The sequence below is a fragment of the Faecalibacterium sp. Marseille-Q0746 genome (genome assembly GCF_017377595.1).
GTDB classification, from domain to species: domain Bacteria; phylum Bacillota; class Clostridia; order Oscillospirales; family Ruminococcaceae; genus Faecalibacterium; species Faecalibacterium duncaniae.
Genome location: NZ_JAFREI010000007.1, coordinates 15,789 through 28,921 on the forward strand (window position 1 = coordinate 15,789; position 13,133 = coordinate 28,921).

Sequence of the window (13,133 nt, forward strand, 5' to 3'; positions counted from 1 at the left end):
TACAGTATATGCAAAGGGCGCGGGAAACAGAACATTGCAAAAGATCCCCGCCGGAAAGCGGGGATTTTTTCATGCCGGAAACCACAAAACTGCACCCGAAGCAGCCTGTTGCCGCCGCGTTGGCCTCCCGGGCGGCGGTACGCCCGGCCCTGCGGCAGGGCGGGGCCTTTGCGCTGGGCCTTGCCGGGGGCTGGGCCGTTCTCTACGGGGCCCTGCTCCCCTTTGGGCTGGGGCTGACACTGGGCCTGCCTGCGGACTGCTTTGCCGCCTGCGCAGCCGGGGCCGCACTGAGCATCCTGTTCCACGGGTTCGGGGCGTTTTCACTGGACAGCCTCTGCCTGCTCTGCGCCGTGGGGGCAGCTGTGGCCGCCCGATGGCTCTGGCCCGGCAGGCTCCGCCCGGCATTTCTGGCCGGGTGCGGGGCGCTGGTGCTGGGAGGTGTCTGCTTTGCGCTGGGGCCCGGCGGGGCAGGCTTCACGCTGGTGTTCTTCTGCGGGGCAGATGCCCTGCTGGCGGGCGGCTTCGGCTATGCACTGCAGCGCTTCCCGCCCGAAAAGCCCGGTTTTGGCACCCTGCTGGCTGCTTCTGCCGTGGCGGCAGCGCTGGGCGGGCTGCGCTTCGGCCCCCTCTGCCCCGGGGCAGCAGCCTGCGCCATGGTGGATGCCGCCCTCTGCTGTCGTGGTCAGGAAAAGCCCGCGCTGGCCTTTGCTGCCTTCACCGGAGCCGCGCTCTGCGCCGCAGACCCTTCCCTTGCCCCGGCCGCAGTGGGGCTCTGCTGCGGCACGGCGGCAGCGGTCCTGCTGGCCCCCGGGCGGCGGGCTGAGACCCTTGCCGCCTGTGCGGGCGGGTGTGTGCTGGGGGTGCTCTGTGTTCCCGCCCCCGGCACGGCTCTGCCCCTGCTCCTCAGCGCCGGGCTGGGCTTTGCGGCCCCCGCCTTTTTCCCAAAACATTGGCTGACACCGGTGCCGGAAGCCCCAGCGCCGCCCGAGGAGCCGCCCCGGCTTTCTGCCGCCGCCACCCGGCTGGAAGCAGTGGCCGAGAGCCTTTCCTCGCTGGCCGAGACGGTGAACGCTGTGTACGATGCGTTTCCCCGCCGGTGCGACACCTTCCGCTGGGTCATCGACAACACCCACGACAGCCTGTGCTTCAACTGCGGGCGGCGGGAAACCTGCTGGAAGCAGGAATACACCGCCACGCTGGAGGGGATGAACGCCCTGCGGCCCATTCTGGAACAGCAGGGACACCTGCAGGCCAGCGACCTGCCCGGCCAGCTGTCCAGATGCATCCACCCGGCAGCGCTCTGCGCGGCGGTAAACCGCTCCTTTGCGCTCTACCGGAGCCGGAAGGAAGCCCATGTCCACGCCGAGGCCATGCGCACCGCCCTGACCGAACAATACAGCGCCATGGCCGATGCTCTGAGTGTGCTCAGTGAGCAGCTGGGCCGCCCCGGAAACCCGGAGCCCTACAAATCCGGGCGGGTGGCGGCGTTTTTTGCCAGCCTGGGCACGCCGCCGCTGGAATGCGCTGTCGCACTGGACGACCTGGGCCGGGCACGGGCGGCGGTCACTCTGCCCCGCACCCGCTTCTCTTCCCCCGAGCTGGCCGCGCTGGCGCAGGAGACCGGGCGCATCTGCCGCCGGGACTTCGACCCGCCGCAGGTGCTCTCCTGCAAAGGGATGACCACCCTGCTCTTCTGCGAAAAGCCCGCCCTCCGGGCCGTGTTCGGAACTGCGGGCACAGCGGCAAAGGGCACTGTCTCCGGGGATGCGGTCCAGCAGTTCTGCAGCCCGGCCGCTGCCCAGATGATCCTGTGTGACGGCATGGGCACAGGCCGCCCGGCCGCCGTGGATGGCAGCCTTGCCGCCGAGCTCACTGCCCGCCTGCTGAAAGCCGGTTTCACCGCTGAGCTGGCAGCGCGGCTGGTCAATGTGGCGCTGGCCCTGAAAAGCGATGAGGAGAGCGGGGCCACCCTCGACCTGATCAGCGTAGATCTTTACACCGGCACGGCACGGATCTTCAAGGCCGGGGCCGCCCCGGGCTTTCTGGTGCACGGGGGCCGCGCCCGTCCGGTGGGCGATATCAGCCTGCCCATCGGCATTCTGGGCGGTGTGAACGGCCAGAGCCGGGTGGTTCATCTCGCCGCCGGGGACTATGCCGTACTGGTCTCGGACGGTCTGCTGGTGGACGGCCCCGGCTGGGTGGCAAAGCAGCTGGAACTCTCCGCCGCCGCAGGCGACCCGCCCGAGAAGGTGGCCCGGATCCTTGTGGAGACCGCCCGCGCCCGCGCCGAACAGACCGGCCGACCCGATGATATCACCGCCGCCGTGCTCCGGTTAGAGCCCTGCGGACATTGAAAATTTCACAAAAGGGGCATATAATAGCCTTATCTTTTACAAGGGAGGACTGCCCATGTTAAAACTCACCGTTTCCCAGGATGGCAGCGGCGATTTTGCCAGCATCTCGGAGGCCGTGCTGGCGGTGCCCTACGAGCTGGAAGCAGAGATCTGCATCGGGCCTGGCATCTACCGGGAAAAGCTGGTCTGTGAAAAACGGGCGCTCACCCTGCGGGGCGCGGGAGCCGATGCCACCACCCTGATCTTTGGGGACGGCGGCAAGCTGCCCCACCCGGATGGGCGGCCCACCCACACCTTCCGCAGCTACACCGCTTTTTTCAGCGGCGGCAGCGTAACGGTGGAGGATCTGACCATTGCCAACGATGCCGGTCCGGGCAGTGCCGTGGGGCAGGCCATTGCCGCCTATGTGGATGCCGAAAAGGCCGTGTTCCGCCGGGTAAGGCTGTTGGGCAACCAGGACACGCTCTTCTGCGCGCCCCTGCCCGAGGCTGAACGGGAGAAGGACGGCTTTCTGGGCCCCCGCAAGTTTGCGCCCCGCCGCCCCTCGGCGCAGTATTACAAAAGCTGCGAGATCGCGGGGGACATCGACTTCATCTTTGGCGGGGCCGATGCCCTGTTTGAGCAGTGCATCCTGCGCACGGTAGACAACCACCTTCCCCACAGCTACATCACCGCCCCCTCGGGCAGTGCCAACGGGCTGGGCTTCGTGTTCTGGGACTGCGATTTCGTCTCCGACTGCCCCGCCGGAACGGTCTATCTGGGCAGGCCTTGGCGGCCCACCGGCAAGACTGCCGTGCTGGACTGCCGCCTTGGAGCCCACATTGCGCCGGAGGGCTTTTCCGGCTGGAATGACCGCACGGACACCTGCCTTGCCCGCTTTGCCGAGGCAGGAAGCAGCGGCCCGGGGGCACGCCAGCGCCCGGACTGGGTCGCAGCGCCCTCTGCCGCCGATGCCGCCGCCTTGCTGGCCCGGGCGCGGAAGCTCTGCCGCCCCTGAGATCAAAAACAAAGGAATACGAATATGAAAAAACTCCCCAACGCCGTAAAATGGCTCATTATCGTGGTGGTGCTGGCCCTGATGGGCTGGATGCTGGTCAAGGTGAACGACCGCGCCTCCCGCGTGAAGATGCCGGAACCGGACAACAGTCTGGGCATTTACCGGAAAGCAGATGCTTAAAAAGAGCGACCCTCTCCGTCATTGTTTCGGAATGACGGAGAGGGTCGCTTTACTTTGTATCCGTTGCAATGAACCAGAAGGTCGTGCCTTTGCCCAGCGTACTCTGCACGCCGAAGCGGAAGCCGTGCTGCTGGAAGATGGCCTTGGTGATGGAAAGCCCCAGGCCGGTGCCCTGCTTGCCCGCATCGGAGCGGGAGCGGTAATACCGGTCAAAGATATAGGGCAGATCCTCGGCACAGATGCCGGGGCCGTGGTCCTCGATCTCCACCCGGACTCCCTCGGGCACCTTAGAGGCCCGCAGGAGGAAGATGCCGTCCCCGCCGATGTGGTGCATGGCGTTGCCCAGCAGGTTGTGGAGGGCGCGCTGCATCATGTTGGGGTCGGCATAGACAGGCAGCTCTTCCTCCGGCAGTTCCAGCTTGAGCTGCCAGCCATTTTGGGCACAGACCGCGTCATAGCGCTCACTGACCTCATCGCAGAGCTGGCCCATATCAAAGTGGACCTTCTCGCACTTTTCCGCGCCGCTGGTCACCTTGCTCAGCTCCATGACGCTGGAGACCAGCGCCGTCAGCCGGTCGGCCTCATCCACGATGATGTTCATCTGCTCGTCCCGGTGGGCCTTGTCGTCGCCGGTGATGTCCCGCACCGTCTCCGCATAGCCCTTGATGAGGGTCAGCGGGGTGCGCAGGTCGTGGGAGACATTTGCCAGCAGGTCGCGCTGCATCTGAGCCGCGTGCTGGACTTCCTTGGCCATGTGGTTGAACTCCTGCGCCAGGTCGCCCAGTTCGTCCCGGCGGTTGGTCTCCACCTGAACGGCGTAGTCGCCCTGTGCCACCTGCCGGGCCGCGCCCGAAAGCTGGCGCAGGGGCTTGGTGAACCACTCGCTGAACAGCCACGCCGCGCTCATGGAAAAGGCAAAGATCAGCGCCGCCGCCAGCGGCAGCACCGTGCTCATCACCTCGCCAGCCTCCGAGACATGCATCAGGCTGGTGGTCACCAGCACGGTATAGCTGCCGTCGGAGGTCGTTCTGCCCACCATCAGCTCCACCGTGCCCGAGGGCGTGGGCGGGTTGATCTTCCGCACACAGCTGCCGGTCTCGCGGCAGAGCTGGCGCATGGCACGGGCGGTGCTGTAAGAGGGCAGCTCGCTGTTTTCATCGGTGGGCCGGGTGCGGTGCAGGTTGCAGTAGGAGAGGTTCTCCACCTTGAAGATCTGCCGCAGCGTGACATCGGAGATATCCACGCAGAAGCTGCTCATGCCGCCGTTTTCGTAGATCTCGCTGCTGAGCTGGTTGAAAAACTGGCTGTTGACATAGAGCTGACTGCCGAACCCCCAATAAGAGAGGGTCTGGCCGTCGGCAATGGCATCGTCCAGCTTCTGCACGATGGCATCTGCCTGTTCGGTCAGCTGCTTCTGGATATGGGTGGTGTACAGGGGCTCCAGCAGCTGGGTGCACAAAAACCAGAACAGCACCAGCAGCAGCAGGCAGATGAAGCAGAGGAACCACATCAGCTGCCCGCGGATGCCCACGGTACGCCGCTTTTTTTCGGGTTGCCGCATCAACCGCAAACCTCCTGTTTAACGCGCTGCATCCGGGTCGAACTTATAGCCGATGCCCCATACGGTGGCAATATAGCCCCGGCATTTGCCCAGATGGCCGCGCAGCATCTTGACATGGGTATCCACGGTGCGGTCCTCGCCAAAATAGTCGTAGTTCCACACCTTCTGCAGGATCTTCTCCCGGCTCAGGGCAATGCCCTTGTTGGAGGCCAGGAACACCAGCAGGTCAAACTCCTTGGGGGTCAGGCTCACATCCTCGCCCGCCACCCGCACGGTGTGGCTGGCCGTGTCGATGGTCAGTTCGCCGAAGGTCATGGTGCCGTCCGATGCCTCGGAGCGGGGCATGGTGCGGTTGAGCACCGCCTTGACACGGGCCACCAGCTCCCGCGGGGAGAAGGGCTTGACCACATAGTCATCCGCGCCGCCTTCCAGACCGGCCAGCTTGTCATATTCCTCGCCGCGCGCGGTCAGGATGATCACCGGCGTGTTGATGTGGCGGGCGCGCATCTCGCGCAGGCAGGTCATGCCGTCCATAAAGGGCATCATCACATCCAGGATCACCAGATCAAAGCCGCCGCCGCTCAGCAGCGAAAGGGCGGCAGAGCCGTCGCCCGCTTCCTCGCAGACATAGCCTGCATATTGTAAATGCTCCCGGATCAGTTCCCGGATGCGTGGTTCATCATCAACGATCAGTATCTTTGCCATCTGAGGTTTCCTCCTCGTTATCAAAATAGCTCCAGTTTCTAGGGGTATCATAATATAATTATTGGAAAATTTTGTGAAGTTTAAGTGAATGGTTTGGAAAACCGCCGCCCCATTTCTTTTAGTATACCACAAAAGCTCTGCAAGAAACAGCAGGAGCCTGCCGCCCGCTTGCTTCTCTGCTATAAAGTGTGCTATACTGATTTGATAAAAACAACCATCAGAACAAAGGAAATCTGCCTATGCGCATCGGATTCGTTGAACTGCTTCTCATCCTGCTCATCGCGTCACTGACCATCGGGCCCAGTGCGGCCCTGTGGGTAGACCGCTGGCTTCGCCGCGCCAACCGGGCCAGCGCCGCCGCTGCCCGCCGCCGGGCCGTGCAGGAGGCCCAGCGTGCCGCCGAGCGGGAGGAAGTGCTCCAGAGGTTCCAGAAATTGAGCATCGTGTTTACGCTGGCCGCGGTTGCTGCGCTGGTCTGGGCGCTGGTGCTCCGGCCCATTGAGGCCCCGCCCAAAACCTACACCGCCCCGGATCACCGGCAGGCCTCCGGCGCGGCGCAGGCAGAGCTTTCTACCGACCGCAGGGAGATCTGGGATCTGGGCGGGTATCAGGGTGTGGACTGCATCCGCACCCGGGATGGCCTTGTCTATGCGGCGGCGTGGAACGGCTCCTCCCTGAAAAAACGCACCAGCGATCTGGTGCGCACCGACGGCGGCAACGCTGCGGTCATCCTGAGCGTAGAGGGCGAGCTGACCGGCTTTGCGTTCGATGCTGCGGGAGACCTGTGGCTCACAGTCCTCACCCCTGCCGGGGGCACCCTTTGCCGCGCCCGGCACGACAGCTGGGGCGCTTCGGTGGAGCAGGTGGTCACGCAGATCGACGGGGCCCCGCTGGGAGCCCTTTCTGCCGTGGAGGTCGGTGCGGACGGCAAGGTCTACTTTGCCGTGGTCGGGCAGGAGAGCGCGGAACATGGGCTGGAAAGTGCCCTGCGCACCGAGCTGCTGGCCCACACCGGAACAGGCGCGGTATACGTTTATGATCCCGCTGCCCGCACCGTGGAGCAGGTGGTGGGCGGCATTGCCGGAGCGTCCGGCCTTGCGCTGGACGAGCGCACCCAGACCCTCTACATCTCCGACCTCGGCAGCCGCTGCATCTGGAGCGCGGCGACCTCTGCCCGCGGCCTGACTGCGGGGGGCAAGGGCTGTCAGAGCAGCTTCAGCGGGCTGCCGGGCTATCCCGGCGCGCTGGCGCTGGATGAGGACAGCACCCTCTACATCAGCTACCGCTGGGCCAGCTCCAGCTGGCTGGAACGCCATGCAGGCAGCACCTTCCTGCGCGGCGTGGCCCTGCGGCTGAGCGAATCGATGCAGGAGAACCTGTTCTCCCTGCCCGCCGACGGCATCCGCGCCGAGGCCGTTTCCACCGCCAGCGGAAGCTGGCTGTGGAGCTTTTCCGGCAAGCCTCAGGGCAGCAGCTCTGCCCTCTGCCCGGTGGAGAATCGGGTGTATTTTGGCATTGCGGGAGAAAAAGCGCTTTATTCTGTACGGGTCTGAACCGCTCCATCACGCTTCGCATGCCAGCTCCCCTGCCAGGGGCGCTCTTGGCAGCCTGAAAAAATTGTTGTAAACGCTTGGGCCCAATCGAACACAGAACATCGGGTCATCGCGGCAACCGATCGATACGAGGTAATTGATATGACAGACGCATTCAAACAGCAGATCCAGGCGGAAGCCCGGCAGGCAGTGGAAGAGCTGCTGGAACAGGCAAAGCTGAAAAAAGGCGACGTGTTCGTGGTGGGCTGCTCGTCCAGCGAGATCGTGGGCGGGCACATCGGCAAGGACAGCAGTCTGGAGGCAGCACAGGCCGTCTACGCAGGCATTGCGCCGGTGCTGGCTCAGCGCGGCATCTGGCTGGCGGCACAGTGCTGCGAGCACCTGAACCGGGCCATTATCATTGAGCGGGAAGCCGCCGAACAATACGGCTGGGAGGAAGTGTGTGTCGTGCCCCGGCCCCATGCGGGCGGCAGCTGGGCCACCACCTGCTGGAAGCAGTGCAAAGACCCCATTGCTGTGGAGGAGATCCGCGCCCACGCCGGTATCGACATCGGCGGCACCCTGATCGGGATGCACCTGCGCCGGGTGGCCGTGCCGGTGCGGCTGAGCCTGAACCGGATCGGGGAAGCAAACATTCTCTGCGCCCGCACCCGTCCGAAGCTCATTGGCGGAGAGCGCGCAAAATATACCGAGGAGGACTGATGCCTTATGGCAGAAAAAACACCGGAAGAGATGCGGGAGGCCGTGCTGGCCATCCGTGAAAAGATGGCCGCCGCTGCCCGGGAGGCAGGCCGTGACCCTGCCGAGGTCCAGCTGTGCGCCGCCTGCAAGACCCGCACCGCTGAAACCGTGGCCGCAAGTGCCGCCCTGCCCATTGACGTGTTTGGCGAAAACCATGTGCAGGAGCTCTGCGCAAACTTTGACGCAGGCGCTTACTGCGGCAAGCCCAGCCATTTCATCGGACACCTGCAGACCAACAAGATCAAAAAAGTCCTGGGCCGGGCCAGCCTGATCCAGAGCGTGGGCAGTGAACACCTTCTGACCGCCATCGAGAAGGAAGCCGCCAAAGCAGGCATCGTGCAGAACGTCCTGCTGGAGGTGAACATCGGCGGAGAGGAGAGCAAGAGCGGCGTTTCGCCGGAAGCGCTCTGGCCCCTGCTGGATGCCGCTGCCGCGCAGGAGCACATCCGGGTCAAGGGCCTGATGGCCATTCCCCCGGTCAATGATGACGATGCACAGAACCGCCGGTATCTCGCCGCCGTCCATGACCTGTTCGTAAAGGCCGGGGAGCGCGGCTATGCCAACGTGGAGATGCAGACCCTCTCCATGGGCATGAGCGGCGATTATGAGAACGCCATCCGCGAAGGCGCAACGCTGGTGCGTATCGGCACTGCGATCTACGGCGAACGGGATTATAGGAAAAGATAAAATTGCTCGCCCTCTCAGTCTCGCTTCGCTCGCCAGCTCTCCCAAAGGGAGAGCCCTTGGCATAAAGATGAAGCTTGCAAATCCTGCCAAAGCCTCCCACTTTGGGGGAGGTGGCATTGCGTCAGCAATGACGGAGAGGGTGAGCCCGTTAAAAAGGAGGAACCATGGCAAAGCAAAACATCAAAGACCCCGGTGCGCATCACAACAGCAGCGGCGCGCTCATCCGCCGCTTTTTACCCTATCTGGCAAAGCACAAGGCAGTGCTCTTTCTCGACCTGTTCTGTGCCGCGCTGACCACCCTGTGTGACATCTTCCTGCCCAAGATCATGAGCACCATCACCAACTCGGCCATGGGCGTGGGCATCACCCTGACCACTGGCATCGTGCTCAAGCTGGCGGGCATCTACTTTGTGCTCCGCATCATCGACGGTGCGGCCCAGTATTTCATGTCCGGCATCGGCCACATCATGGGCGTGCACATCGAGACCGATATGCGCCGGGATGCCTTCGACCACCTGCTGCTGCTCGACCACACCTACTACAACAACACCAAGGTCGGCACCATCATGGGCCGCATCACCAACGATCTGTTCGATGTGACCGAGTTTGCCCACCACTGCCCCGAGGAATTTTTCATCGCCTTTATCAAGATCCTGGCCTCCTTCATCATCCTGTGCCAGGCCAGTATCCCGCTGACGCTGGCGGTGTTCGCCTGCGTGCCCCTGATGGGCGTGGTTTCCGTTTACCTGAACGGCCGTCTGCGTGCCCGGTTCCGGCAGCAGCGCATCCAGATCGGTGAGCTGAACGCCACCATCGAGGACAGCCTGCTGGGTCAGGGCGTGGTAAAAGCCTTTGCCGCCGAGGAGCAGGAGCGTGCCAAGTTCGAGCAGGGCAACAAGGACTTTGAGCACATCAAAACGCTGGGCTACTACGCCATGGCGGCTTTCAACACCTCCACCCGCCTGTTCGACGGCCTGATGTATCTGGTGGTCATTCTGGCGGGCGGCCTGTCGCTGGTCAACGGCAAGATCACCGCCGGTGACCTGGTGGCCTACATGCTCTATGTCACCACCCTCATCGCCACCATCCGCCGCATCGTCGAGTTTGCCGAGCAGTTCCAGCGCGGCATGACCGGCATCGAGCGCTTTGCCGAGATCATGGACACCCCCGTGCCCATCCACGATGCTCCAGATGCAAAACCCCTGCAGCCCGGCCCCGGTGCCATCCGCTTTGACGATGTCAGCTTTGAGTACCCGGACGACCACAACAAGGTGCTCCACCATGTCAGTCTGGACATCAAGGCAGGCGAGCGGCTGGCTCTGGTCGGCCCCTCCGGCGGCGGTAAGACCACCCTGTGCAACCTCATCCCCCGCTTCTACGATGTGACCAGCGGCCACATCTACATCGACGGGCAGGACATCCAGCAGGTCACCCTCAGGAGCCTGCGCGAGGACATCGGCATCGTCCAGCAGGACGTGTACCTGTTCAGCGGCTCTGTGGCGGATAACATCGCCTACGGCAAGCCCGATGCCACCCGGGAGGAGATCATCGAAGCTGCCCGTCTGGCCGGTGCAGAGCGCTTTATCATGGCCCTGAAGGACGGCTTCGACACCTATGTCGGCGAGCGCGGTGTCAAGCTCTCGGGCGGCCAGAAGCAGCGCATCGCCATTGCCCGTGTCTTCCTGAAGAACCCGCCCATCCTGATCCTGGACGAGGCCACCAGTGCACTGGACAACGAGAGCGAGATCCTTGTGGGGCAGAGCCTGGAAAAGCTGGCCCATGGCCGCACCACCCTGACCATTGCCCACCGCCTGACCACCATCAAGAACTACGACCGTATCCTGGTGCTTGGCTCCGAGGGCATTGTGGAATCCGGCACTCACGAAGAGCTGCTGGCAAAGCAGGGCGTGTACTACCGCCTGTGGAACCAGCTGCCCGGTGAGGACACCTTATAACAGGAGAACGTTTATGACAGAACGTGAAAAATGGGAAGCAGGTCTCTGGTACGACGCAAACTACACCCCGGAGCTCTGTGCCGAACGAGAGAAAGCCGAGGAGCTCTACACCGAGTTCAACCAGACCCGCCCCTCTGAAAAAGCAAAGCGGGCAGAGCTTCTGCGTCAGCTGCTGCCCCACATGGAAGAACATGTGGTCATTCTGCCGCACCTGTATGTGGATTACGGCTATCACTGCTTCATCGGTGCGGGCACCTACATCAACCACGGTGCTTACCTGATGGACTGCGCAAAAATCACACTGGGCAGGCACTGCTTCATCGGCCCCAACTGCGGCATGTACACTGCCATCCACCCCATGCTGCCGGAAGAGCGCAACAGCGGCCTTGAGACCACAGCCCCCATCACACTGGGGGACAACGTCTGGCTGGGCGGTGATGTCACCATCCTGCCCGGGGTCACCATCGGCTCCAACACGGTCATCGGTGCAGGCAGCGTGGTCACAAAGGATATTCCCTCCGGCGTGGTGGCCGTGGGCAACCCCTGTAAGGTGCTGCGGCCTATCACCGAAAAAGACAGCATCCGGTATCAGAAATAATTGCAACAACAAAAAGCGGAACCGCTGAGTTTTCAACGGTTCCGCTTTTTCTCGTGGAAAATCAGGTGTTATTTTTCTTCCGGTTCATCGTCCAGCTTTTTCCGATTCTTCTGCACCAGATGTGCACAGAATTGGAGCAGCGCAAAGCAGAGCAGACCTGTCGAAACACCAGTAAACGCAGCGCCCATCCAATAGCCATAGGTCAGGCCATGAAGCACCGTAACCGCCACAGCCGCCAGCAGAGAACAAACCGCATTGGCTCCCATACTGGAAGAAAGATGGCGGTCCCACAGGCCATTCCGGACGCACTCTGCAACGGTGTAAACACATCCGGCCATAAAAACGACCCCTTCTCCGGTCGCTTTCTCTGCATTGCCCGTCAGCTGCTGAATCACCATTGCGGCCAGCAGACCGCCCCACATCAGCCAGAAGCCACGCCTCTCAATTTTGGACATGGTCTGCTCCTGCATCTCATCCAGAACATTTTTCTTGCTGTACAGTGAAAATTTCATTTCTCATTCCTCCCAGAACAGTTCATCCAGTGTTTTTCCCAGAATTTTGCAGATGCTGCGGCAGAGATTGATGGTGGGGTTGTACTCGCCCTTTTCAATCGCGTTGATGGTCTGGCGCGAGACCCCAGCCGCTTCTGCCAATGCCCCCTGCGTCATATCTTTTTCCGCGCGGGCAGCTTTCAGTTTCAGATTCTTCGGCATCCTGTCACCTCGTCTATTTCCTGTGAGGGCAAGCTCATTCCCTCTGGATACAGAATAGCACTTGCCAGACATTATGTCAAGTATAATTTACTTTTTGTCTTGTATTTTATATTTCAAAAATAGAAAAAGCCCCGTGTCCGGCATATCGCACCGGCACGGGGCTTTGCAATGATTTCAGAAAAACGTTCCCGGCCCGATGAGGTCACGCTTCCTTTGTTCTCTTTTTATACTGCTCAATGAATCCCAAAGAAGGGCTCTACTGTGGAGACAGATACTCCATTCATTTTCGCCTGCTTTATTCCATAATTTTTCCGCGCCACTGCTTCCACAAATGCACGGTCTTTTTCAGAGGCATTGTAGTAATCCACACCGAACCGCTTACAGGTTGTAAGCAGTTCATCCAACCACGACATGGTTTCATCAGACATTGGAGAAAAAACAATGTCGATATCCTTATCATATGGTTTCATTTGCTTTCCCCCTATTCTTCAAAAAGATACGATGAAAATATATCCTTGGCTGCCTGATCCGCAATCATAAATGTTCTCGGCCCGCCAGGATGTAAGGATGCAACCGGACGCGCTCCAAAATCCCGGAGATAGTGCTGTTCCAGTTCGTCCGTTTTTGCCTCAAAAATAACCACGGCAGATTTACAATCGTTTTTTCATCAGCTTCAGGTTCGTTGCTTCCGCCATCCCGAAGCCGCCGTAAAAGTGCATGTGGTGCGCATCATCCGGACAGACCAGTTCAATCATCTGTGCACCACGTTCCCGCACACGCTGTTCCACTTCTTGGAGAAGTAATCTGCCATACCCCTTGTTCTGATACTCCCCGAAAATCAGGATCTCGTCAAGATAATAGAATGTAAAATCATCGTAGCTTTCCAAATAGCCGATGACAAGCCCTGTTGGAATATCGTTGTCATCTTCTTGCATCAGGCAGAGGGAATCCTCCATCGTTACCATCTGACGGATTCGCTTATATGCCTTTTCATAGGTCCAGCACCCGCCAGAATGTTGGTTGTAGTGGTTCATATAAAGCGTTGCTACTTTTTCAACATTTTCCTCTGTAATAGGGGTATAATTCATT

Annotated in this window: 14 protein-coding genes; 8 read left to right on the forward strand and 6 right to left on the reverse strand. The window is 61.3% G+C overall.

What is annotated here, in order from left to right; all coding sequences use genetic code 11:
- The first annotated feature begins 71 nt into the window (after positions 1-71).
- Genes J3351_RS05495 through J3351_RS05505 form a run of 3 tightly spaced genes read left to right on the forward strand, consistent with a single transcriptional unit; the run spans position 72 to position 3,531 of the window.
- Positions 72-2,354 (forward strand): SpoIIE family protein phosphatase, encoded by a 2,283-nt coding sequence (locus J3351_RS05495; RefSeq protein WP_207697275.1) that lies wholly within the window; start codon positions 72-74, stop codon positions 2,352-2,354.
- Positions 2,355-2,409: 55 nt separating this feature from the next.
- On the forward strand, positions 2,410-3,351 hold the full coding sequence (locus J3351_RS05500) for a pectinesterase family protein (RefSeq protein ID WP_207697276.1): 942 nt from the start codon (positions 2,410-2,412) through the stop codon (positions 3,349-3,351).
- Between the two features lie 24 nt (positions 3,352-3,375).
- Positions 3,376-3,531, forward strand: coding sequence for a hypothetical protein (locus tag J3351_RS05505; protein ID WP_166444380.1), 156 nt, complete (start codon positions 3,376-3,378; stop codon positions 3,529-3,531).
- A gap of 49 nt (positions 3,532-3,580) precedes the next feature.
- Here J3351_RS05505 and J3351_RS05510 read toward each other — a convergent pair whose 3' ends face one another.
- Together J3351_RS05510 and J3351_RS05515 are read right to left on the reverse strand one after the other, a co-directional pair.
- A complete protein-coding gene (locus J3351_RS05510; protein ID WP_005934608.1) occupies positions 3,581-5,092 on the reverse strand; it encodes a cell wall metabolism sensor histidine kinase WalK in 1,512 nt (503 codons plus the stop codon).
- An 18-nt stretch (positions 5,093-5,110) separates the two neighbouring features.
- The gene (locus J3351_RS05515; protein WP_035394613.1) at positions 5,111-5,797 is read right to left on the reverse strand and encodes a response regulator transcription factor; all 687 of its coding nucleotides are present in this window, start codon (positions 5,795-5,797) and stop codon (positions 5,111-5,113) included.
- Between the two features lie 239 nt (positions 5,798-6,036).
- Between J3351_RS05515 and J3351_RS05520 the strand changes: the two genes are divergently transcribed.
- From J3351_RS05520 to J3351_RS05540, 5 genes are all read left to right on the forward strand, one after another.
- Positions 6,037-7,350 (forward strand): SMP-30/gluconolactonase/LRE family protein, encoded by a 1,314-nt coding sequence (locus J3351_RS05520; RefSeq protein ID WP_207697277.1) that lies wholly within the window; start codon positions 6,037-6,039, stop codon positions 7,348-7,350.
- A gap of 141 nt (positions 7,351-7,491) precedes the next feature.
- Positions 7,492-8,052 (forward strand): TIGR01440 family protein, encoded by a 561-nt coding sequence (locus J3351_RS05525; protein ID WP_156066657.1) that lies wholly within the window; start codon positions 7,492-7,494, stop codon positions 8,050-8,052.
- Between the two features lie 6 nt (positions 8,053-8,058).
- Complete coding sequence (locus tag J3351_RS05530) at positions 8,059-8,778, forward strand: YggS family pyridoxal phosphate-dependent enzyme (protein ID WP_207697278.1); 720 nt, start codon at positions 8,059-8,061, stop codon at positions 8,776-8,778.
- 164 nt (positions 8,779-8,942) lie between these two features.
- Positions 8,943-10,733, forward strand: coding sequence for an ABC transporter ATP-binding protein (locus J3351_RS05535; RefSeq protein ID WP_207697279.1), 1,791 nt, complete (start codon positions 8,943-8,945; stop codon positions 10,731-10,733).
- Positions 10,734-10,746: 13 nt separating this feature from the next.
- Entirely contained in the window at positions 10,747-11,331 is a 585-nt protein-coding gene (locus J3351_RS05540; RefSeq protein WP_098924203.1) for a sugar O-acetyltransferase, read from the forward strand.
- Between the two features lie 68 nt (positions 11,332-11,399).
- Here J3351_RS05540 and J3351_RS05545 read toward each other — a convergent pair whose 3' ends face one another.
- The 4 genes from J3351_RS05545 to J3351_RS05560 form a co-directional block, all read right to left on the reverse strand.
- Positions 11,400-11,843 (reverse strand): DUF6773 family protein, encoded by a 444-nt coding sequence (locus J3351_RS05545; protein WP_207697280.1) that lies wholly within the window; start codon positions 11,841-11,843, stop codon positions 11,400-11,402.
- A 3-nt stretch (positions 11,844-11,846) separates the two neighbouring features.
- Entirely contained in the window at positions 11,847-12,044 is a 198-nt protein-coding gene (locus J3351_RS05550) for a helix-turn-helix transcriptional regulator (protein ID WP_005934630.1), read from the reverse strand.
- Between the two features lie 233 nt (positions 12,045-12,277).
- Positions 12,278-12,514, reverse strand: coding sequence for a hypothetical protein (locus J3351_RS05555; RefSeq protein ID WP_207697281.1), 237 nt, complete (start codon positions 12,512-12,514; stop codon positions 12,278-12,280).
- Between the two features lie 180 nt (positions 12,515-12,694).
- Positions 12,695-13,132: a GNAT family N-acetyltransferase gene (locus tag J3351_RS05560; protein ID WP_207697282.1), complete on the reverse strand. Its 438-nt coding sequence runs from the start codon at positions 13,130-13,132 to the stop codon at positions 12,695-12,697.
- Position 13,133 lies beyond the last annotated feature (1 nt).

Coding starts and splice junctions, on each gene's coding strand:
- J3351_RS05495 (WP_207697275.1), top strand. CDS start 72: ATGCCGGAAACCACAAAACTGCACCCGAAGCAGCCTGTTGCCGCCGCG.
- J3351_RS05500 (WP_207697276.1), top strand. CDS start 2,410: ATGTTAAAACTCACCGTTTCCCAGGATGGCAGCGGCGATTTTGCCAGC.
- J3351_RS05505 (WP_166444380.1), top strand. CDS start 3,376: ATGAAAAAACTCCCCAACGCCGTAAAATGGCTCATTATCGTGGTGGTG.
- J3351_RS05510 (WP_005934608.1), bottom strand. CDS start 5,092: ATGCGGCAACCCGAAAAAAAGCGGCGTACCGTGGGCATCCGCGGGCAG.
- J3351_RS05515 (WP_035394613.1), bottom strand. CDS start 5,797: ATGGCAAAGATACTGATCGTTGATGATGAACCACGCATCCGGGAACTG.
- J3351_RS05520 (WP_207697277.1), top strand. CDS start 6,037: ATGCGCATCGGATTCGTTGAACTGCTTCTCATCCTGCTCATCGCGTCA.
- J3351_RS05525 (WP_156066657.1), top strand. CDS start 7,492: ATGACAGACGCATTCAAACAGCAGATCCAGGCGGAAGCCCGGCAGGCA.
- J3351_RS05530 (WP_207697278.1), top strand. CDS start 8,059: ATGGCAGAAAAAACACCGGAAGAGATGCGGGAGGCCGTGCTGGCCATC.
- J3351_RS05535 (WP_207697279.1), top strand. CDS start 8,943: ATGGCAAAGCAAAACATCAAAGACCCCGGTGCGCATCACAACAGCAGC.
- J3351_RS05540 (WP_098924203.1), top strand. CDS start 10,747: ATGACAGAACGTGAAAAATGGGAAGCAGGTCTCTGGTACGACGCAAAC.
- J3351_RS05545 (WP_207697280.1), bottom strand. CDS start 11,843: ATGAAATTTTCACTGTACAGCAAGAAAAATGTTCTGGATGAGATGCAG.
- J3351_RS05550 (WP_005934630.1), bottom strand. CDS start 12,044: ATGCCGAAGAATCTGAAACTGAAAGCTGCCCGCGCGGAAAAAGATATG.
- J3351_RS05555 (WP_207697281.1), bottom strand. CDS start 12,514: ATGAAACCATATGATAAGGATATCGACATTGTTTTTTCTCCAATGTCT.
- J3351_RS05560 (WP_207697282.1), bottom strand. CDS start 13,132: ATGAATTATACCCCTATTACAGAGGAAAATGTTGAAAAAGTAGCAACG.